A 19,355-nucleotide genomic window follows, 5' to 3' on the forward strand; every position below is an offset into this window, starting at 1 on the left:
CGGCTCCACAAGGATGGGTGCCCGGCACGGTCGGAGGAGGAGAGAAAGTGGCAACACCCCCAGGCGGTTCGAATAACGGCAACTGGTCGTACGGTCCTGCGCAGGGCCAGAACGACGGTTCCGCGAACCGGTACAACTTCCCCTCCACGCCGAGCCACCGGCAGCCGTACGCGCCGCAGGGCCCCGGCCCCTCGCCGTACGACCAGCCCCCGGCGCCGCGCATCCAGCCGGTACAGCCGCAGCGCCGCTCTGAGCCTGCGCCGGCGGCCAACAACCCCTTGGTGCGTCCGTACGCCATGACCGGCGGCCGGACCCGCCCGCGCTACCAGCTCGCCATCGAGGCACTGGTGCACACCACCGCGCAGCCGCACCAGATGCAGGGCCAGCTGCCCGAGCATCAGCGGATCTGCAACCTCTGCCGTGAGATCAAGTCGGTGGCCGAAGTCTCGGCCCTCCTGTCGATCCCTCTCGGCGTGGCCAGGATCCTCGTCGCCGACTTGGCGGAGGCGGGCCTGGTCGCCATCCATCAGCCCGGCGGCGACGAGAACGCCGGTGGCCAGCCAGACGTGACACTGCTCGAAAGGGTGCTCAGTGGACTTCGCAAGCTCTAGCGGCGGTCCTTCCCGCTCCACCACCTCAGCGAAGATCGTGGTGGCGGGCGGCTTCGGCGTGGGCAAGACCACGTTCGTCGGCGCCGTCTCGGAGATCAACCCGCTGCGCACAGAGGCCGTGATGACGTCCGCGTCGGCCGGCATCGACGACCTCACCCACACCGGGGACAAGACGACCACCACGGTCGCCATGGACTTCGGCCGTATCACCCTTGACCAGGACCTGATCCTGTACCTGTTCGGCACCCCCGGCCAGGACCGTTTCTGGTTCATGTGGGACGACCTGGTGCGCGGCGCGATCGGCGCGATCGTCCTGGTCGACACCCGGCGCCTCGCCGACTGCTTCCCCGCGGTCGACTACTTCGAGAACAGCGGGCTGCCGTTCGTCGTCGCTCTCAACGGCTTCGACGGCAGCCAGCCGTACAACCCCGAAGAGGTCCGCGAGGCGCTGCAGATCGGCCCCGACACGCCGATCATCACGACCGACGCGCGGCATCGCGCGGACGCCAAGTCGGCGCTGATCACTCTCGTCGAGCACGCGCTGATGGCGCGCCTGCGGTAACGGACGATTCTCCGGTGAGGGCCCTTTCCACAAGGAAGGGGCCCTTTGTGCGTCCTCAGGAGCAGGTCGCCGTCACCATGTCGGCGACCACCCCTCGGCCGCCCGTCGGGCCCGTGTTGGTCAGGGCCAGGTCGATCGTGCCGGTGCGGAAGGCGAAGGTGCGGGTGGTGTACCAGCCGCCCGCGTCGTAGGCGTGCTGGTCGAAGGTGAAGTCGGCGAAGTAGGCGGCCTGGCCGTCGACGGTGCTGTCCACGTCGTAGACCTTGTAGTGGGCCGCGTCGGCCCAGGTCCCCTGCGCCACGTGGATGCGGAAGCTGCACGCGCCGACCTCGGTGCCGGGCGTGAAGACCCAGTCGGCGTTGGCGTTCCAGCCGTCGTCGTGGTCGTCGTAGAGGTTGATGTACTCGGCCGCGCCGCAGCCGTGGAGATAGGCGCCGCCCGTGGTCTGCTTCCAGGCGCCGTCCTTGGCGTTGAAGTCGGTGCGTGCCGCGCCGGAGGAGGCGCAGCCCGTGCCCGAGTAGCCGCTCCAGGTGACCGTGGGGCTCGCGTGGGTGGCGGAGGGGTGGGACGACGGGGTGCCGGCGGTGCCGCCCCGGCCCGCCAGGACCGCCGACGGCGACGAGGACGCGGAACGGGCGGGAGTGGCCGAACGGGCGCCGGGGGACGGTGTGCCGGTGCCTGACGGGCTGCCGGCGGCCCTGGACGGGGCCGTGGGGCCGCCCGTGCCGGTCTCCGGCGGCGCGGTGAGGGTGGAGGTGCTGTTGTGGCCGACCGTCAGGGCCACGGCCACGGCGATACCCGTGGCGAGGACGAGCGGTACGGCGGTGAGCCGGACGCGGACCACGGTACGGCGGGTGGCCGCCCTGGCGAGTACGCCGTCGACCTGGGCGCGGCGGGCGGCCAGCCGGGAGGCCGCGGCCGTGGGCAGCCACGCCAGCTCGCCCGGACGGTCCGCACCGCACAGGGAGACGATCTCCTCCGGCGCCGGGCGGCGCCCGGGGTCCTTGTCCAGGCACCGCTCGATCAGCTCCCGCAGCCGGTCGTCACCGCAGTCGAGGGCCGCGGGGTCGGGGGCGGCGTGCGCGATGCGGTACAGCACCTCGCCGCTGGTGCCGGCGCCGAACGGCGGGATGCCGGTGGCCGCGTAGGCGAGCACACAGCCCAGCGCGAACACGTCCGAGGCCGCGGTGACCTCCCGCCCGTCGGCCTGCTCGGGCGCCATGAACGGCACGGTGCCGACCCGTACGCCGGTCCGGGTCAGCCGGGCGGCGTCCACGGTGCGGGCCACCCCGAAGTCGACGACCTTCGGACCGTCGTCGTCCAGGACGACGTTGCCGGGCGTCAGATCGCGGTGCAGCACGCCGGCGCGGTGGATGGCGGCCAGGGCCTCGGCGATACCGGCGGCCAGGCCCAGCACGACCGCCGCGGGCAACGGACCCGCGGACCGTACGGTCTCCTCCAGCGACGGCCCCGGCAGGTACGCGGCGGCCAGCCAGGGCCGCTCGGCCTCGGTGTCGGCGTCCAGCACGGCGGCGGTGTACGGCCCGGAGACCCGCCGCGCCGCCGCGACCTCCGCGGCGAACCGCTCCCGGAAGTGCGGGTCCTCGGCGAGATCCGCGCGCACCACCTTCACGGCGACCGGCCGCCCGGCCCGTGACACCCCCAGATACACCACCCCCATCGACCCCGCCCCCAACCGCCCCAGCAGCCGGTAGGGACCGGCCTTCACGGGATCGGAGACGGTGAGGGTGCCAACGGCCGAAACGGAGACGTCTTCCGGGACGGGCGAGGGCCAGGCGGCTACGGCGGCGGGGGGCGCCGGTGCCGGGGACGCCGGTGCCGGTGCCTGGGACGCCGAAGCCGGACCCGTGGGCACCGGAGCCGAGCCCGAGGGCGCCGGAGCCGGGCCCGGGGGCAGAGGAGCCGAGTCCAGGCGTTCCGGAGCCGACTCCGAGGGCGCCGAAGCCAAGTCCGGGAGCACCGAAGCCGGACCCGAGGGGGCCGAGGCCGGACCCGAGGGGGCCGAAGCCGGACCCGAGGGGGCCGAAGCCGGACCCGAGGGGGCCGAAGCCGGACCCGAGGGGGCCGAAGCCGGACCCGAGGGGGCCGAAGCCGGACCCGAGGGGGCCGAAGCCGGACCCGTGGGCACCGGAGCCGACTGCGCGGGTTCCGGAGTGTGCGGTGCGGCGTCCGAGGGTTGCGGTACGGCGTCCGTCGTATCCGGCGGGTCCGTCTCCGGGGCCACCGGATTCCCCGCCGTGTCCGCCTCCGGATCCGTCGTCGTGCCGCCGTCGGGCAGGAGGGTCGGGTCGTTGTGGCGCAGCCGGGCGTCCAGGTGGCGCCAGCGCTCCCGCCAGTGCGCCACGTCACCGCCGCAGGCGGCCACGAACGCCGCGGTGACCTCCCACGACGGCAGCCGGCGTCCGGAGGCCGCGTCCGACAGGGCGGAGGACGAGTAGCGTGCGCGGGCGGCCAGTTCCCGGTAGGTGGGCGAGCCGGGTGTCTGTGCCCGCAGGTCCCGCAGCCCCTGGGCGAAGTCCCTCAAGGGACCGTCCGGAACCGGAGCTTCCCGTCTGCCCATCGCGCCGCCCCTCAGCCCCACGGGTACCACCAGCCCGGTCATATTAGTGCTCGACCGGTGCCGGGGCCGTCGTGATCCGGCCATGGCGGGGCGCTCAGCCCCCGGTGCCCGCGGTCACGGCGACCGCGTGCAGGACGGCGCGGTTGGCGTCGGTGATGTCGCTGGTGAACACGAGGATGAACACGGGGTGTTCGGCGACCGCGGCCTTCAGGTCGTCGGCCAGGTTGTCACCGGTCTCGTCCGTCGCGCCGCGCATCTCCGCGACGACCGGCGTCTGTCCCCACGGCGCGGACAGGCTGCGGCCGGGGACGACGCCGTTGTCCTGGAGCCAGATGCCTTTGGCCACCGCGTAGTCGACGATCCTGCTCTCGTCGTATCCGGCGGTGCCCCCGATGAACGTCTTGTCCGGCATCAGCGCCACCGGCGTGCGGTGGAAGGCGTTCGTGTAGGTGGTGATGGTGTGCTGGGCGTATCCCCACCAGAGTTCGTCGGTGTAGCCGATGGACTGCCACAGCGACAGCAGGTCCGGGTTCTTCTCGCTGTCGGCCTTGCTCTCCCCGCCGACCCCGAGGGAGATGTCCACGGCGGAGACGGCCGCGTTGCCGTCGTAGCGGGCGGCGAACGCGGCGAGGAACGCGTCCAGGTCGCTTTCGAAGGCCGGGTTCCAGTACTGCGGCATGACCGCGCCGTCCTGCTCGGTCACCGACTTCACGCCCTGCGCGTAGACCCAGGAGGGGGTGCCGTGCGCGGAGTCGGCGGCGGTGTCCCACTTCGCCCAGCCGGCCGCGGACACCCGCAGCACGACCTTCTTGCCCGCGGCCACCCAGGGCTTCATGTCCTGGTCGACGAGGTTCCAGCAGAACCTGCCCTGCTGCGGCTCCAGTTGGGCCCAGTAGTAGACCAGCGACCGGCCGGCCACGTCCGGGTCCGCGGCCAGGTCGGAGGTGTTGCCCCCGCTGAAGGCGTAGACGCCCTGGAAGGGATGACCGGCCGAAGGTGCCGAGGAGGATGAAGCCGGCGTCGAGACGGTGGGCGTGGCGGACGCCGAACCGGACGGCGAACCCGACGGCGTGGCCGAGTCGATGTCCGGGCTGTTCAGGGGGCTTGCCGACGGCGTTCCCGGGGTCGCCGACGCCGACGACGACGTGTCGCAAGCCGCCGACGGTGTCCCGGAGGCGGCCGTGTCGGCGATCCGGGTTGTCGGGGAGGCGCCGGCCAGGTGCGGCAGGGCGTACAGCGCCGTGCCGGTCAGGACCGCCGCCAGCGCACCGCCCGCGTAGGCGACGGCCCGGCGGCGCACCGGGGACTGGTTCGAGCTCCGCATGGTGACCTCTCTTCGTCTCGGGTGGGTCTGCCTCCAGTCCACGCAAGAGCCCGCCGAGCAACCAGCTTTGTTTGTTGACCAGTTGACTGCGGACAGCCCGCCGTACCGGGCGCTGTCCGCGGTCATTCGGTCAACAAAAACTGCTGGTGCGTCAATTCGGCGCACCGTGCAGTGGAGTCATCGCCTCTTCCCCCCGCCCTCCGGGAGAACAGCCATGACCGCCACCCGACTGACCCGCATCCCTCTTCTCGCGTTCCTCCTGGCCCTCGTCCTCCTCTCGCTGACCGCCGCCCCCACGGCAGCGGACGCCACCGCCACGACCGCCTCCGCCCCGCACAGACCGACCACCACCACCGCCTCCGCCCCGCACAGACCGACCACCACCACCGCCGCCGCCGCCGTGCACTCCCCCGCCCACGTCACCCGGCACACCGCCCAACCCCCCACCCGCACCGTCCTGTTGCGCCCAGGGGACACCTTGTGGGCCCTGGCCCGCCACTACGGCACCACGGTCGCCGCCCTGCAACGCGCCAACCACCTCGGCGCCTCGACCCTGATCCGCGCCGGCGACCGGCTGACGGTCCCCCGGGGCGGCCCCCGCCCCGTGCGGCACACCACGCGCGTCCCGTCGTACGACGGCAGCGTCGCGGTCACGTTCGCCCGCACCCGGCTCGGCACCCCGTACCGCTGGGGCGGCACCGGTGACGGCGGCTACGACTGCTCGGGCCTCGTCCAGGCCGCCTGGCACGCGGCCGGCGTCCGGCTGCCGCGTACGGCCGCCGCCCAGGCCCGCACCGGCTCGCGCACGACCCGCGCCGCCCTCCGCCCCGGCGACCTCGTCTTCACCTACGCCTTCGGTCACGTCCAGCTGTACGCGGGCGCCGGCCGGGTCATCGAGGCCGCCCACACCGGCACCCTGGTCCGGTACGCGCCCCTGCCGGCCGCCGCCGCGGTCGACGCGTACGTCAGGGTCCGGGCGCCCGCGAAGGCGCCGACGGCACCTCCCGCCTCCGCGCGCCGGGCCACGGCCGCCGTCTTCGGCGCCCAGTACCCCTGCGCCGCCGAGATCATCACCCGCGAGTCCGGCTGGCGGACCACCGCGGCCAACCCCACGTCCGGCGCCTACGGCCTGGCCCAGGCCGTGCCCGGTTCGAAGATGGCCCGCTTCGGCGGTGACTGGCGTACCGACCCCACCACCCAGGTGCGCTGGATGCGCTCCTACGTCACCGCCCGCTACGGCAGCGCCTGCGCGGCCTGGGCCTTCTGGCAGACGCACCACTGGTACTGACAACCCGAGGAGAACCCGTGTTCAAGTTCCTGTCCCACCGCCCGTCCTTCCTGTCCGGGCGCCCGTCCCTGCGCGTCACCGCCGCCCTCCTGACGGCCACGGCGATCGTCGGCACCGGCGTCGGCCTCAAGACCTCCGGCGCCCTGGCCGGCCTCACCGGACACCCCTCCCACGCCGCGCAGATCCGCTCCGTCGCCGACACCGTGGCCTGTGCGCCGGGCGCCGGCACCGACCCGGTGGTCGTGAACCCGGGAACCGGCACCGTCGGCGTCGGGCAGGGCGCCGACTGCCCGCAGGGACCGGGGAGTTCGGCCGGCGCGCCGATCGGCGGGTACAGCGCCCTGCAGTGCTGGCAGGCCACGACGAGCGAGGAGGCGTTCAAGGAGTTCATGAAGAACTGGATCAGCAACAACGCCCAGCGCTGGGCGACCGAGCTCCAGAACAAGGGCGTGAACCCCGCGCCCGCGCCCACCGACCAGAGCGTGGACGACGCGTTCGCCAAGATGGAGCAGTCGTACTACGACTCGACCAGTGCCTTCGCCCAGGCACTGACCAGCGCCGCCGAGAGCGACAACGAGCGGGTCTCGGACTGCACCGCCAGTGACGACGGTCTGGAGCCCAACTGGATGGACGAGGCGTTCGGCCAGGCGGTGGACCTGCGGAACGAGACTCCGTGGTGGCTGGAGCAGGCCGAACAGGCCCTGGTCCAGGCGGTCGCCCAGACGGCCTGCGACAACGCCGGCGGCAGTTGCTGACACGGCGGGCCGCTGACAACAGGCCGTCGGCCCCTCACCCGGAAGTGAGGGGCCGACGGTCGTACGCGTAAGGACTCAGTGCCAGCTGTGCGGCGCGCGGAAGCCGTTCTCGCGCTCCAGGCGGCGCCAGCCGGCCTTGGCACGGCCTCGGTGGTGGGTCTGCTCGGTGTCGGCGGTCGGCCGGGCGGCCGCGCGGGCCAGGAGGACCGCCGTGATGGCGGCGACTTCCTCCGGGTCGGCATTGCCCTTCTCGACGCGGATGTCAGGCACGTTCATGGGCGTCAGTCTCCGTGAGAGAGGTTTCCGCAGGATTACTGCGGGGGGTTGCCGTGCTTACGGGACGGCAGGTCGGCGTGCTTGGTCTGCAGCATCGCCAGGGACTTGGCGAGCACCTCGCGGGTCTCGGCCGGGTCGATGACGTCGTCGACCAGGCCGCGCTCGGCCGCGTAGTAGGGGTGCATGAGCTCGGCCTTGTACTCCTTGACCATCTTCTGCCGCATGGCCTCGGGGTCCTCGGCGGAGGCGATCTGCCGGCGGAAGATCACGTTGGCCGCGCCCTCGGCGCCCATGACCGCGATCTCGTTGGTCGGCCAGGCGTACGTGAGGTCGGCACCGATCGACTGGGAGTCCATCACGATGTAGGCACCTCCGTACGCCTTGCGCAGGATCAGCGAGATCCTCGGCACGGTCGCGTTGCAGTAGGCGTAGAGGAGCTTCGCGCCGTGGCGGATGATCCCGCCGTGTTCCTGGTCGACACCGGGGAGGAAGCCCGGTACGTCCAGGAAGGTGACGATCGGAACATTGAAAGCGTCACACATCTGGACAAAGCGCGCAGCTTTTTCGCTCGCCTCGATGTCCAGGACGCCCGCGAGGACCTGCGGCTGGTTGGCGATGATGCCGACCACCTGGCCGTCGATGCGGGCCAGCGCGCAGATGATGTTCCGCGCCCAGCGCTCGTGGACCTCCAGGTACTCGCCGTCGTCGACGATCTCCTCGATGACCTTGGTCATGTCGTACGGCCGGTTGCCGTCGGCCGGGACCAGGTCCAGCAGGACGTCGGAGCGGCGGTCGAGCGGGTCACTGGACTCGACGCGGGGCGGGTTCTCGCGGTTGTTCTGCGGGAGGAGGGAGAGGAGGTAGCGGACCTCCGCGATGCAGGTCTCCTCGTCGTCGTACGCGAAGTGGCAGACGCCGGAGGTCTCCGCGTGGACGTCGGCGCCGCCGAGGCCGTTCTGGGTGATCTCCTCGCCGGTGACCGCCTTGACGACGTCCGGGCCGGTGATGAACATCTGCGAGGTCTCGCGGACCATGAAGACGAAGTCGGTGAGGGCGGGCGAGTAGGCCGCGCCACCGGCGCACGGGCCGAGCATCACGCTGATCTGCGGGATGACACCGGACGCCTTGGTGTTGCGCTGGAAGATGCCGCCGTAGCCGGCCAGGGCGCTGACGCCCTCCTGGATACGGGCGCCCGCGCCGTCGTTGAGGGAGACCAGGGGCGCACCGGCCGCGATGGCCATGTCCATGATCTTGTGGATCTTGGTGGCGTGGGCCTCGCCCAGCGCGCCGCCGAAGATCCGGAAGTCATGGGCGTAGACGAAGACGGTACGGCCGTCGACCGTGCCCCAGCCGGTGATGACACCGTCGCTGTAGGGCTTCTTGGCCTCCAGACCGAACCCGACCGCACGGTGCCGGCGCAGCTGCTCGACCTCCTGGAAGGAATTCGGGTCCAGGAGCAGCTCGATGCGCTCCCGGGCCGTCAGCTTGCCCTTGGCATGCTGCGCCTCGGTCGCCTTCTCGCTGGGTCCGGCCACGGCCGCCGCACGGATCTCGTGCAGCTCGGCGACCCGCCCGCGCGCGTCCGTCGGTTCGCCGGTGGGTTCGCCCGTCGTCTCTTCCAAAACGGTCATGTAGTGACCTTACGAAGGACACCAAGGAATCCGAGACGTCGACTCCGTACAGTCTCCGACGCGTTTTCCTGGAACCACTGAACAGAACCAGAACGGCATGCAGCCGTTCCGACTGCTCAAGGGGCTTCGCCGTTGTAGAAGTGCCACAAAGGCATCACCTGAGACGCGGCTCACATTCACGGGCGGCCCGTACCGCCCCCGGAGTGACAGACCTCCCCGGACAGCCCCCGGACAGCCCCCACACCCTAGTCGCGATACGACCCGCACGAGGTTACGTTGAGTAATGACCGCGACACGCCGACCGATGATGTTGAAAGTTGAATGGAATAGGCCTACGGTGACTTCCGTTGAGTTCGTTGAACGTTAAACATCAACACCCCGTCCCCCCAAGGAGCACGTCATGGGCATCTTCGGCCGCAAGAACGACGAGACGACCGCCGCCGGCACGACCGCCGACACGGCCGCGCTGACCGGCGACTACACGATCGACCCGTCGCACACCACGCTGGGCTTCGTGGCCCGCCACGCGATGGTCACCAACGTCAAGGGCAGCTTCCAGGAGTTCGAGGGCACGCTGCACCTGGACGGCGAGGACCCGGCGAAGTCCACCGCGTCGCTCGACATCAAGATGGACAGCATCACCACCGGCAGCCCCGACCGTGACGGCCACCTGAAGTCGGCGGACTTCTTCAAGACCGACGAGTTCCCGACGATGACCTTCCGCTCCACCGAGGCGGAGGCCCTCGGCGGCGAGGACTACCGCATCACCGGCGACCTCACGATTCTCGGCGTCACCAAGCCGGTCACCATCGACCTGGAGTTCAACGGCGCCGCCAAGGACCCGTTCGGCAACGAGCGCGTCGGCTTCGAGGGCAAGGCCGAGATCAAGCGCTCCGACTGGGGCGTGACCTGGAACGCGGCGCTGGAGACCGGTGGCGTCCTCGTCTCCGACAAGATCAAGCTGAACTTCGACATCTCGGCGATCAAGAACGCCTGACCCGGCGGCACGGAACGCCTGACCCGACGGCCCGGAACGCCTGACCCGGCGCCGCGGACCCGCCGGAAGCACCGGCGGCGTCCGAGCGCGCCCGGCCACTTTTCTGCACTGCCCCTGGCGCCCGCCCTCCGCTGCCCCGCGCGGAGGCCGGGCGCTCGGTCATGTCCGCGGCCGGGCGGACAGCCGGGCCAGGGCGGCCGTCAGCCTGGCCGCCCGGCCCTGCGGGGTACGGGCCGTGAGCAGCCCGAAGATCACCTGGTATCTGTCCGTCCGTCCAAGGGCCTGGAAGGCCGTCCCGGCTTCGGGGTTCCGCTCCAGCGCCGCCGCCAGGTCCTCGGGGACCCGGGCTTCGCTCTGCGGCTCGTACGCCGCGTCCCACCGCCCGTCCGCCTGGGCCGCGGCCACCTCCGCGAGCCCCGCGGGACGCATCCGGCCGGCGGCGGTCAGCTCCGCCACCCGGCGCACATTGACCATGGACCAGAGGCTGCCCGGCCTGCGCGGGGTGATCTTCTGCAGGAAGTACGTCGCGTCAAGTGCCTTGCGCTGCCCCGTGATCCAGCCGTGGCAGAGGGCGACGTCGTTGACCTCGGCCCAGCTGACGGAGACCAGGCCCGAGCCCTTCTTGGCGACCTTCACCCAGAGGCCGGGGTGCGGGGCGGGGTGGGCGGTGAGCCAGGAGTCCAGGCCGGAGGCGGAGGCGAAGGCCAGGGCGGCGGACGTCTCGGCGGTGTCGCTTGCGGTCATGGCGACACGGTAGGGAGGAATTAGGCCTGGAACCGTCCTAATAGTCGATGCTCGGGTACCAGTTCCCTCGTCCCTGCGGGGTCAGGTCGAGCAGGTGCCAGACGGGCGTCAGCAGGTCGATACCGCGTTCCTGGATGTCGTCGGCCATGCGCGGATGGGCGGAGTAGGCGTGCCGGACCGTGCCGCTGCCGTCGCGGGTGAAGACGGAGACCGTGGAGTCCTGCGCGCCGTCCTCGTCCTCGCTGCCCAGGTCGTACTTGAACGTGCTGTCACCACAACTGAGCAGCCGCAGCCGGTGCCAGCCGCGTTCGCGGGCGTACGTCCGGAGGGTGGGCGGGTCGGCGGCCGCGGCGACGACGAAGTCGGCGTTCCGGGCCACGTGGTGGGCGATGCCGTCGTAGCCGTCGATCCACATCGTGCACATCGGACAGGGACCGGTCTGCAGCTTGCCGTACATGAAGTGATAGACGATCAGCGGCCGTCCGGGCCCGGAGAACAGCTCGCTCAACGCGACCTCACGCACCGGGGTGTCACCGGCGTCGAGATCGGCGGGCCCTTCGAGGAAGACGTAGTCGTCGACGGCCGGCCCCGGCGGGAGCGCCCGCCGCAGTGCCGCGACCTCCTCCCGGCGCCGCATCAGCCCGACCTCGGCCAGCCGCAGCTCCTCCCGGGCGCCGAGATACTCCTCGGTCTCCCCGGCCAGCCTGGTCTGCCGCGCCATCGCGTCCTCCTGGAGTGGGGTCCCCCGTGGCGGTACTTCGAGTCTAGGACGGCCGGCCGGCTCACTCACCTTTGTAGAGGCGCGCCAGATCGACCAGCACCACCTCTCCCCGGTCGCCGGCGGCCCGGAGGTCGTCGGTGAACCCGGCTGCGCTGTAGCAGGCGAGCCGGACAGCGGATGTGTCGACACCACGTCCGGCCAGCAGCGCGGTGACGTGACGCAGTCGTTCCAGGTGCCCCAGACCCATGACCTGGTCCCACTTGGCCTCGCCCAGGGACAGCAGGACTCCGCTGTCCTGGCCCACGGCCCCTCGGACGACCACGTCGATCTCGTGTCCGGTGCGCTCGGCCTGGTCCTGGACGGTCCCGTACGAGACATCGATCGGCATGCCTCCGAAAGTCTCCGGAGCGGCGAAGTGGGCAACCCACTCGCGGCAGATCTGTTCGAAGTGCGGGCCCACGACGGCGGAGAGGAAACGGGAACGGGAGCTCTCCCAGACCTGTTCCGCCAGGCCCCGGTCGAGCAGGGAAAGTTTGGGCCGGGAGATGGCGTGGTCGAAGGCGATGAGCGGTTCGCCGACGCGGTAGACACTGCGGTTCCGGCGGAAGGCGTCCGTCTCCCGGCGCACCAGTCCGCAGTCTTGAAGGACCGTAAGGGGATGGGTGATGTCACTGGTGGGCCGCTCCAGGCAGCCGGCGATCCGCCCCGCCGTGGCGTTGCCGGACGCGAGCGCCGCGAGGACGGAGTGGTACAGGGCCCGGTCCCGCAGGTCGGACTCGTCCGCGAGCAGATAGCGGGCTTCGCGGTAGAGCGGAGAGCGGGGGGAGAGCGCGGTACGGCAGACCCAGGCGTCGAAGTCGGCCAGGTCGACGGGGGTGTCGTCGCGTACGAACTCCCTGCGATAGGCGGGAGTCCCACCGACGACACTGTGCACGAGGAGCGCGAGCCGGTGGTCCTCGATGCCCCAGAAGTCGGCTGCCTGCCGGAAGTCGAGTGGGTGGACGACGAGTTCGAGACCGGCGCGACCGCGGAGCGGCGACGTACCGCTGAGCAGCTTGCCCATGAAGGAGAGGGAGCTTCCGCACAGCAGAAGACGGGTGCGGGACTGGAGTCGCTCCGGCCGCCGAGGGCCGTACGCCACCTGCACGATCGAGGGCAGTGAAGGAGTCGCTCTGGCGAGGTACGGGAACTCGTCGATGACCACAGGGAGAGGCCGCTCCTTCCCCAGAGCAAGGAGGGCGTCGACTGCCTGCTCCCAGCGGTCGAACCGCATAGGCGCGATGCTACCGCTGTACTGGCCGAGTTCCTCACCGAAGCGGCGCAGCGACTCGGCCTCGGTCGCCTCGTACGCGCAGAAGTAGAACCCTCCGGCGGCCCGGGCGAGCGAGTCGAGGAGGAAGGACTTTCCCTGGCGCCGCCGCCCGGAGACGACGGCCATGGTGGCCTCGGGCCCCTCGTCGCCCGCGAAGGCGGTGAGTTCACTCCACTCCCAGTCGCGGGCGAACATGTCGGGGGGTTTCGGGAGGTGGGGGCGGGACGGGGGCATGGACGTCTCCTGAAGGGAAGATCCGGGAAGTACGTTTCCCGGAAGTACGTTTCCCCTAACGAGCCTGGGACCTGACAGTGACGGGCATTCGAGCACACGCGCCCGCGTCATGGGCCAGGATTGGCCTGTGACGCAGCGGGGGTGGAGCGAGACTGCAGGCGAGGGCGACCACGTCGATTTCAGCGGAAGCACCTTTTACGGCCCGGTAGCAGGAAAGGCCGAGGAGCACATCCACTACTACGGCCCTGCCCCTACCGCGATGTCGGGTATGCCAGCCCCACCTACCGCTTTCACGGGCCGTGACAGGCAGGTGGCCCAGCTGACGAAGGCTTTGGACCCCAACGCGGCCGGGATCTCCGAGGCGGCACCGATCGTAGCGGTGGGCGGGCTCGGCGGAATGGGTAAGACCGCATTGGCCCTCCACGTCGCACACGCCGTGAAATCTTGGTTTCCCGGCGGCACCCTGTTCGTCAACATGCGTGGCTACGATGAGGCTTCTGTAGCACCTGAACAAGCTGCACTCTCACTTCTGCGTGCTCTCGGTGTCCGTGACGGCGATATGCTAATTGATTCGGACGAGTTGTATATTTGGTACCGGTCTCAACTGAACCGACACGGGCCAGTCTTGATCATTCTCGACAACGTGTCCGATCCATCACAGGTAGTGCCCCTACTCCCCGGCGACTCCAGGCACCGCGTCCTGGTGACCTCTCGGGAGAGTCTTGATTCACCGCCCGCACTACAAATCAACCTTGGTTCCCTGCATCCGGACGAAGCCGTCACGCTTGTCGAGCGGTCTCTCCGGCTCAAAAACCCCCACGACTCCCGAGTTGCCGAGGAGCCAGATGCGGTGAGGAAACTGGTGGAACTCTGCGGGTGCATGCCACTTGCTTTACAGATCGTAGCGGCCCAACTGCGACGACGCAGATCCCGCTCCATTTCCACCGTGGTCACCGACCTTCAGGCGGCAACCGATCGAGTGACCGAACTACACTTTCAGGGAATGGACCAATACGAGCGAACTCTGGCTCTGCGCCCCGTATTCGATATGACATATGCGCGACTAGACACAGAACAGGCGAAGTTTTTCCGGCAGATTGCCCAGTCTCCCGGGGTGGACTTCTGCGTCGCGACCGCTTGTGCCCTCTCCGCCTTGTCCTCGGCTGAGGCTCTTGACCAGCTCGACGAATTGGCAGCCTCCTTCTTGATCACCCCGTCAGGAAGCGGCGAGCGTTGGAGCATGCACGACCTAATCCGCAATTACGCCCACGTATTGATCGCGGAACGACCGGGGCACCTCGCCGAGGCGACGGATGCCCGCAACGGACTGATCGATTCCCTCCTCAGGCTGGCCATGGGGGCAGACAAACACCTTCACGGTCTGCTGATGCCGGAAGCTCCCGACCTGTTCACAAGCCATACCGAGGCCTTGGCCTGGCTCGATATCGAGCGATCCACCCTGGTTGGGGCAGCTCTTTGGGCCAATGAGTCCGAACACTCCGACCATGCATCGATGCTTGGGATCTGCATTCACCAGTACTTGCGACTGGGCCGTTACCACACTGACGCAGAAGCAGTAGCCAAAGCAGCACTGTCCGCCGCCCAAGCCAATGGAGACCGGAACTTGGAAGCATCTGCATGGAGCACGTTGGGAAACGTCTTCCAAGACTTGCGCCGCCATACTGATGCCGCCAAGGCCCACACAAAGGGACTGCGCCTCTCCTATTCCCTCGGTGACCGTACCGGCCAGGCGATCTCATGGACCAATATCGCTTCCAGCATGGACGAACTGGATCAGTTCGCGATCGCATTTCAGATGCGCCAATTCGCTCTGACGATCTTCTCCCAATTGAGTGACGAACACCGGGCAGCGATGGTATGGAATGACCTCGGTACAAGCCTGAGATTACTTGGCCGACTCAAGGACGCCGTCCGGGCACACCGCACGGCGCGACGCATCCATGCTCGCCTAGGCGATCGACGGCGGGAGGCGATCGCGTGGCTCCGACTTGGCTTGGTTCTCAAAGATCTGGGAGACCTCGACGCCGCAGCGAATGCGTATATGAACGCGGCCGATATCTTCAGGGATCTTGGTGACAGACATGGAGAAGCCAATGCATGGAACAACACTGGGCAAGTACTCGTCGAAGTTCGGAGTTTCGACATGGCGCTGCAATCGTTTGGAGCATGCGCGGCAGCCTATTCGAAGCTGGAGGCCTGGTACGAAGCGGGTATCGCCCGGCGGAACATCGCCCTGCTTTATGACTCTCATGGACAGAACGAAGAGGCGCTGAAGGCTTGGCGTTGGGCTGCCGACGCGTTCACCCGAGCAGACGCACAAGAGGAATCCGCCGAGGCTCTCGACAGAATGAAGTAGTCACTCCCGACCCTCACTTGTCCGCAAGCAGGCTGACCAGCATCAGGCCCCGGCCGTGTTCCGACTCCGGCGACATCTCGCCGTAGCGGAGTTCGCCCAGGCCGCTGTCGTGGACCTCGGAGCGGAGGTCTCCGTCGGGGTGCAGGGCCAGCTGGAGGCGGAAGCCGTAGCCCGGGGGCACACCGTGGAGCACGGTGTTGGTGGTCAGTTCGCTCACTCACCGGGCGTTGGCGCGGGTGGATCAGTCTGTCCGTCGACGGGCGTGCCCTGTGGCGGCTCGGTCTGTACCCGGATCAGTCTCCGTCACCAACGGACCTTCCCCTCCTGCCTGGTGGCATGCCGCTGGACAGTGTTATGCCTCCGCGCGCCCCGACCGGAAGACGCCGGATCCGGCGGGAGGGGCTTGACCTCAAGTGAGGTTGAGTTTTTACGGTCGGTCTTGTCGGAGCAGGTCAGGTGAAGACGGAGGGACCGGACGTGGAGTACTCGCACACCGATGCCGAACTTGTCCAGCAGCCCATCGGCTACTGGAGTTGGGCCGCGTTCAAGGCCGTCGTCGACCGGACCCGCGCGGCGCTCGCCGGGATCGGCACCACCCAGCCGCAGTGGTGGGTCCTCGCGCAGGTCGCGCGAGCCGAGGACGTCAAGACCCGCGACGAGGTGTCCCGCGTCCTGCGGAACTACCTCGACACGGGCTCGGAGACCCTGGAGTCCGAGATCGATACGGTCATCGTCCAGGGGTGGATCACCGAGGACGCCGAGGGCCGCCTGAGCCTCACGGCCGAGGGCAGGGCGTTCTACGACAAGGCCGCGGCCGTTCAGGACGAGCTGCGGGCGGAACGGCACGCGGGCGTCTCCGACGAGGAGTACCTCGTCACTCTCAAGGTGCTGCAACGCTTCATCCACAACACGGGCGGGAGCGCCTGGCACCACTAGGTTGAGGCCGGCCGTGCGGCGCTCGGCACAGGGCGTTTCGGCACCGGCAGCAGCCACCACGCCGAGGCCACCGACAGGGCCGCGCCCACCGCGATGCCCTCCAGGCGGGTCGGCAGCAGGGATTGCGCGTTCTGGCCGAAGTAGCCGAGGAGGAGGGAGAGGGCGCAGGTCATGCCGGCCGCCCAGTAGGCGTAGTTGAGGGGGCGCAGCCAGAGGGCGATCGTGAGGACCGTGAACATCAGGGCCACCGCGGTGGGGCCCGTGATGCCGGCCGCCGCCACACCCACCGCCAGGAGCGTGCCGACGCAGGCGCCGGCCAGGCGCTCGATTCCCTTGCGCAGTACGTCCGTTCGGCCGCGGTTGCCGCTCGCGGCGACGTACGCGGTCAGGACGACCCAGGGCCAGTGGTCGTCGAAGAGCAGGCGGCCGAGGGCGAAGGCGACGGCGATTCCGGCCGCCATCTGCAGGGCCATGCGGGTGCTGGGGCGGGGGTGGAGGCGGGAGCGGCGGGCGGGCGGGGCGGGGGCGGGCTCCGCTCGCCAGGGGCCGAAGCGGTCGCCCAGCCCCTGCACCAGCCACACCGTGGCGCACGCCAGCGCCCCGACCAGCGCCGCCCAGCCCCAGGTCACCAGCCCGCTCTGTGCCTCCGGCGGCAGCGCCGGGCCGGGGACGATGAGCAGGGCGACCAGCGGAAGGGCGATCAGGGTGCCGGCCTTGGTGGCGGCGGGGCCGTAGCGGCGGATCCAGATGGCCAGCGCCATCCCGGCCGCGTAGACGGCGGCACCGATCGGGTAGTGCGAGGCGATCAGGCGGCCGAGGAAGATCGACGCGCCCGCCGTCAGCGGCAGCACCACCAGCGTGGTGAGGCGGCGCCGGGTGTCGGCGGTGCGCTGACTGGCGGCGAGGGTCAGGCTCAGGGCGACCGCCAGGACCAGTACGTCGGTGTGCAGCCCGGCCGCCCCCTCCAGCGCAAGGGCAGCGGACCAGCAGAGCAGGACAGCGGTCATCGTCAGCGCCGCTTCGTACGCGTTGCGTATTAGTTTTGCGGTCACGGAGGCGATAGTACGGGAGTTTCAGCGTGAGAGTTGTCAGCTCTCGCTTAGCATCTCTCTTATGGATCACGCCCTCTCCGACGCCGCCCGCATTCGTCGTGCCGTCACCCGGTTCAACCGTCGGCTCCGGCAGGAACGCGGGGACGGGAGTCTCAGCGCCAACCAGCTCGTCGTCCTCGGGTACCTGCACCGGCGCGGCAGCGCGACGCCCGGCGAGATCGCGGCGGCCGAGCGGCAGCGGCCGCAGTCGCTCACCCGGGTCTTCGCCGAACTGGAGGCGGAGGAGCTCATCCGGCGGGAGGCCGGGACCGTCGACCGGCGGCAGTCCGTGCTGACCCTCACCGAGGCCGGGCGGCGGGCGCTGGAGGCCGACATGGCCCAGCGTGACGCCTGGCTCGCCCAGGCGTTGCAGTCACTCGGGGAGACCGAACGCGGGGTACTGCTGCTCGCCGCCTCGGTGCTGGAGCGGCTGGGAGACCCCGAGTAGGCCACGATCGGGCCGGAAGCAAGCCAAACGCGGGCCGGACGCAGGCCGGACGCAGGTCAGAAGCCGCCGCCGAAGTCCCCGCTGTCGCCGCCCCCGCCACCGAAGTCCCCGCCCCCGCCGAAGTCCCCGAAGTCCCCGGGGTCGAAGTCCGCGCCCGACAGGTCGCCGCCCTGGTAGCCGCCGGTGCCGAAGTCGCCGTACCCGGTGCCGTAGTCGGCCGCGTAGGCCGGTGCGGACATCCAGCCGCCGAGGGCCGTGCCGAGGAGGAGGCCGGGGAGGATGCCGCCGCCGAAGTAGCCGCCCGCCCAGGGGCCGTAGGCCGGGCCCGCGTCCCAGTAGGGGCGGCGGCCGTACTCGGTGTCGACCTCGCGGATCACGGGGTCGCGGCCGTCGGCGAGCCGGGTGGCGTCGGCCGCGCAGACCGGGACCTCGCGGGGCGAGCCGCCGGGCGGGGTCCAGGCGGCGTCCGTGACGGAGGGGCCGTGCCGGGGGTCGAAGAAGCACGGGGGCCGGCGTTCGGGGAGCGGGCGGCCCGCACGGCGCGCGGCGAGCTGGGCGAGCGAGAAGCGGCCGTCCTCCAGTGCCTGGGTAACCGGGCGGACGTCCTCCGGTCTGCGGGCGTCGGCCATCGCGGCCTTCGCCTGGTCGTAGGCGTTCAGCGCGCGCTCGTAGTCGGCGCGCATCGCGTCGTCGGCGCCCGGCTCGGCCGGATGGAAGTCGAGGCGGTCCAGTTCCTCGCCGAAGGCGGTGATGTCCTCGTCGACGACCACCCGGAGCCGGTCGAGGGCGGCCCGCTGCTCCTCCTCGTGCCGTCGGCGGTTGCGGCGGACCAGTGCGTACGCGCCCGCCCCGCCGCCCACCACCACGGCTCCGATCGTGATCAGCGCCGTACTGGAGACTCCGGTTCCGGTGCTGCCGCCGCCCCATGTCGAGGGTGCCCTGCCGCCCATGTTGGTCAGCGCGCGGTCGGTGAAGTCGGTCAGCTGGGCCTTGGCGCCGCTCTCGCCCTGGACGCTGGTGACCAGGTTCTGCACGGCCGTCCTGGGCAGGACCGAGGAGTCGGCGCGGGCGTCGAAGCGGTCGCCGAGCCGGACGGCGTAGAGGCCGGTGATGCCGGTGGCCGTGCGCAGGTCGGTGAAGAGGTTCCGGGTGGGGTAGCCGGCCGGCAGGACGGCGACGAAGACGGGTTTGTCCGCGTCCTTGATCTGCCGGGCCAGCGCGTCGGCGTCGGTCGTGGACAGCTGTCCGGCGGCCGCCGGGTCGACGTACACCGGGCTCTTGCGCAGGGCCTCGGCGATCGTCGAGACACCGGTGGCCGCCGTGGCCCGCGGGGCGAACGCCGTCAGGGCGATCACCGCCAGGACCAGCAGCAGGCCCGGGAGGCTTCGGGTCCGCAGCACGCGCAGCACGGCCTTCATGCTTCGAAACTACCCGAAGCCCCCCAAACCCAGTCATTCTCTACACTGC

General features: G+C 70.3%; 18 protein-coding genes. 8 read left to right on the top strand and 10 right to left on the bottom strand.

Features of this window, described 5'->3' with window-relative positions; all coding sequences use genetic code 11:
- Nucleotides 1-47 precede the first annotated feature (47 nt).
- Together AB0D85_RS27655 and AB0D85_RS27660 are read left to right on the top strand one after the other, a co-directional pair.
- Nucleotides 48-611, top strand: coding sequence for a DUF742 domain-containing protein (locus tag AB0D85_RS27655; RefSeq protein ID WP_362325546.1), 564 nt, complete (start codon nucleotides 48-50; stop codon nucleotides 609-611).
- Nucleotides 592-1,173, top strand: coding sequence for an ATP/GTP-binding protein (locus tag AB0D85_RS27660; protein WP_123973912.1), 582 nt, complete (start codon nucleotides 592-594; stop codon nucleotides 1,171-1,173). The genes AB0D85_RS27655 and AB0D85_RS27660 overlap by 20 nt, the downstream gene beginning before the upstream one ends.
- Nucleotides 1,174-1,228: 55 nt before the next feature.
- On the opposite strand, the gene AB0D85_RS27665 is transcribed toward AB0D85_RS27660, so the two are convergent.
- Both AB0D85_RS27665 and AB0D85_RS27670 read right to left on the bottom strand, forming a co-directional pair.
- Complete coding sequence (locus tag AB0D85_RS27665) at nucleotides 1,229-3,754, bottom strand: protein kinase (protein WP_362325550.1); 2,526 nt, start codon at nucleotides 3,752-3,754, stop codon at nucleotides 1,229-1,231.
- A 94-nt stretch (nucleotides 3,755-3,848) separates the two neighbouring features.
- Complete coding sequence (locus AB0D85_RS27670; RefSeq protein ID WP_362325553.1) at nucleotides 3,849-5,078, bottom strand: beta-galactosidase; 1,230 nt, start codon at nucleotides 5,076-5,078, stop codon at nucleotides 3,849-3,851.
- A gap of 214 nt (nucleotides 5,079-5,292) precedes the next feature.
- On the opposite strand from AB0D85_RS27670, the gene AB0D85_RS27675 reads away from it, so the two are divergent.
- Together AB0D85_RS27675 and AB0D85_RS27680 are read left to right on the top strand one after the other, a co-directional pair.
- Entirely contained in the window at nucleotides 5,293-6,366 is a 1,074-nt protein-coding gene (locus AB0D85_RS27675) for an NlpC/P60 family protein (protein ID WP_362325556.1), read from the top strand.
- Nucleotides 6,367-6,383: 17 nt separating this feature from the next.
- Nucleotides 6,384-7,121 carry a hypothetical protein gene (locus tag AB0D85_RS27680; protein WP_362325559.1) on the top strand — a complete coding sequence of 246 codons (738 nt, stop codon included), beginning with the start codon at nucleotides 6,384-6,386 and terminating at the stop codon, nucleotides 7,119-7,121.
- A 75-nt stretch (nucleotides 7,122-7,196) separates the two neighbouring features.
- Here the strand turns inward: AB0D85_RS27680 and AB0D85_RS27685 are convergent, their stop codons facing one another.
- Nucleotides 7,197-7,397: an acyl-CoA carboxylase subunit epsilon gene (locus tag AB0D85_RS27685; RefSeq protein ID WP_362325563.1), complete on the bottom strand. Its 201-nt coding sequence runs from the start codon at nucleotides 7,395-7,397 to the stop codon at nucleotides 7,197-7,199.
- 35 nt (nucleotides 7,398-7,432) lie between these two features.
- Nucleotides 7,433-9,028 carry an acyl-CoA carboxylase subunit beta gene (locus AB0D85_RS27690; protein ID WP_362325566.1) on the bottom strand — a complete coding sequence of 532 codons (1,596 nt, stop codon included), beginning with the start codon at nucleotides 9,026-9,028 and terminating at the stop codon, nucleotides 7,433-7,435.
- A gap of 400 nt (nucleotides 9,029-9,428) precedes the next feature.
- On the opposite strand from AB0D85_RS27690, the gene AB0D85_RS27695 reads away from it, so the two are divergent.
- Nucleotides 9,429-10,025, top strand: coding sequence for a YceI family protein (locus tag AB0D85_RS27695; protein ID WP_362325569.1), 597 nt, complete (start codon nucleotides 9,429-9,431; stop codon nucleotides 10,023-10,025).
- Between the two features lie 159 nt (nucleotides 10,026-10,184).
- Here AB0D85_RS27695 and AB0D85_RS27700 read toward each other — a convergent pair whose 3' ends face one another.
- The 3 genes from AB0D85_RS27700 to AB0D85_RS27710 all read right to left on the bottom strand — a co-directional run bounded on the left by AB0D85_RS27700 (nucleotide 10,185) and on the right by AB0D85_RS27710 (nucleotide 13,036).
- The gene (locus tag AB0D85_RS27700; protein ID WP_362325572.1) at nucleotides 10,185-10,769 is read right to left on the bottom strand and encodes a YdeI/OmpD-associated family protein; all 585 of its coding nucleotides are present in this window, start codon (nucleotides 10,767-10,769) and stop codon (nucleotides 10,185-10,187) included.
- A gap of 37 nt (nucleotides 10,770-10,806) precedes the next feature.
- The gene (locus tag AB0D85_RS27705; RefSeq protein ID WP_362325575.1) at nucleotides 10,807-11,490 is read right to left on the bottom strand and encodes a DUF899 family protein; all 684 of its coding nucleotides are present in this window, start codon (nucleotides 11,488-11,490) and stop codon (nucleotides 10,807-10,809) included.
- 61 nt (nucleotides 11,491-11,551) lie between these two features.
- Complete coding sequence (locus AB0D85_RS27710; RefSeq protein WP_362325578.1) at nucleotides 11,552-13,036, bottom strand: ATP-binding protein; 1,485 nt, start codon at nucleotides 13,034-13,036, stop codon at nucleotides 11,552-11,554.
- Nucleotides 13,037-13,304: 268 nt separating this feature from the next.
- On the opposite strand from AB0D85_RS27710, the gene AB0D85_RS27715 reads away from it, so the two are divergent.
- Nucleotides 13,305-15,413, top strand: a complete 2,109-nt coding sequence (locus AB0D85_RS27715; protein WP_362325881.1) for a tetratricopeptide repeat protein — start codon at nucleotides 13,305-13,307, stop codon at nucleotides 15,411-15,413.
- Between the two features lie 13 nt (nucleotides 15,414-15,426).
- On the opposite strand, the gene AB0D85_RS27720 is transcribed toward AB0D85_RS27715, so the two are convergent.
- The gene (locus tag AB0D85_RS27720) at nucleotides 15,427-15,630 is read right to left on the bottom strand and encodes an ATP-binding protein (RefSeq protein WP_362325581.1); all 204 of its coding nucleotides are present in this window, start codon (nucleotides 15,628-15,630) and stop codon (nucleotides 15,427-15,429) included.
- 260 nt (nucleotides 15,631-15,890) lie between these two features.
- Here AB0D85_RS27720 and AB0D85_RS27725 point away from each other — a divergent pair, with 260 nt between their 5' ends.
- Nucleotides 15,891-16,349: a MarR family winged helix-turn-helix transcriptional regulator gene (locus AB0D85_RS27725; protein WP_362325884.1), complete on the top strand. Its 459-nt coding sequence runs from the start codon at nucleotides 15,891-15,893 to the stop codon at nucleotides 16,347-16,349.
- Here the strand turns inward: AB0D85_RS27725 and AB0D85_RS27730 are convergent.
- A complete protein-coding gene (locus AB0D85_RS27730) occupies nucleotides 16,346-17,401 on the bottom strand; it encodes an FUSC family protein (RefSeq protein WP_362325584.1) in 1,056 nt (351 codons plus the stop codon). The genes AB0D85_RS27725 and AB0D85_RS27730 overlap by 4 nt on opposite strands.
- Nucleotides 17,402-17,462: 61 nt before the next feature.
- Between AB0D85_RS27730 and AB0D85_RS27735 the strand changes: the two genes are divergently transcribed.
- A complete protein-coding gene (locus tag AB0D85_RS27735) occupies nucleotides 17,463-17,888 on the top strand; it encodes a MarR family transcriptional regulator (protein WP_362325587.1) in 426 nt (141 codons plus the stop codon).
- 56 nt (nucleotides 17,889-17,944) lie between these two features.
- On the opposite strand, the gene AB0D85_RS27740 is transcribed toward AB0D85_RS27735, so the two are convergent.
- Nucleotides 17,945-19,306 (bottom strand): hypothetical protein, encoded by a 1,362-nt coding sequence (locus AB0D85_RS27740; protein ID WP_362325590.1) that lies wholly within the window; start codon nucleotides 19,304-19,306, stop codon nucleotides 17,945-17,947.
- Nucleotides 19,307-19,355 lie beyond the last annotated feature (49 nt).

The sequence above is a fragment of the Streptomyces sp. NPDC048277 genome (genome assembly GCF_040652235.1).
Classification (GTDB): domain Bacteria; phylum Actinomycetota; class Actinomycetes; order Streptomycetales; family Streptomycetaceae; genus Streptomyces.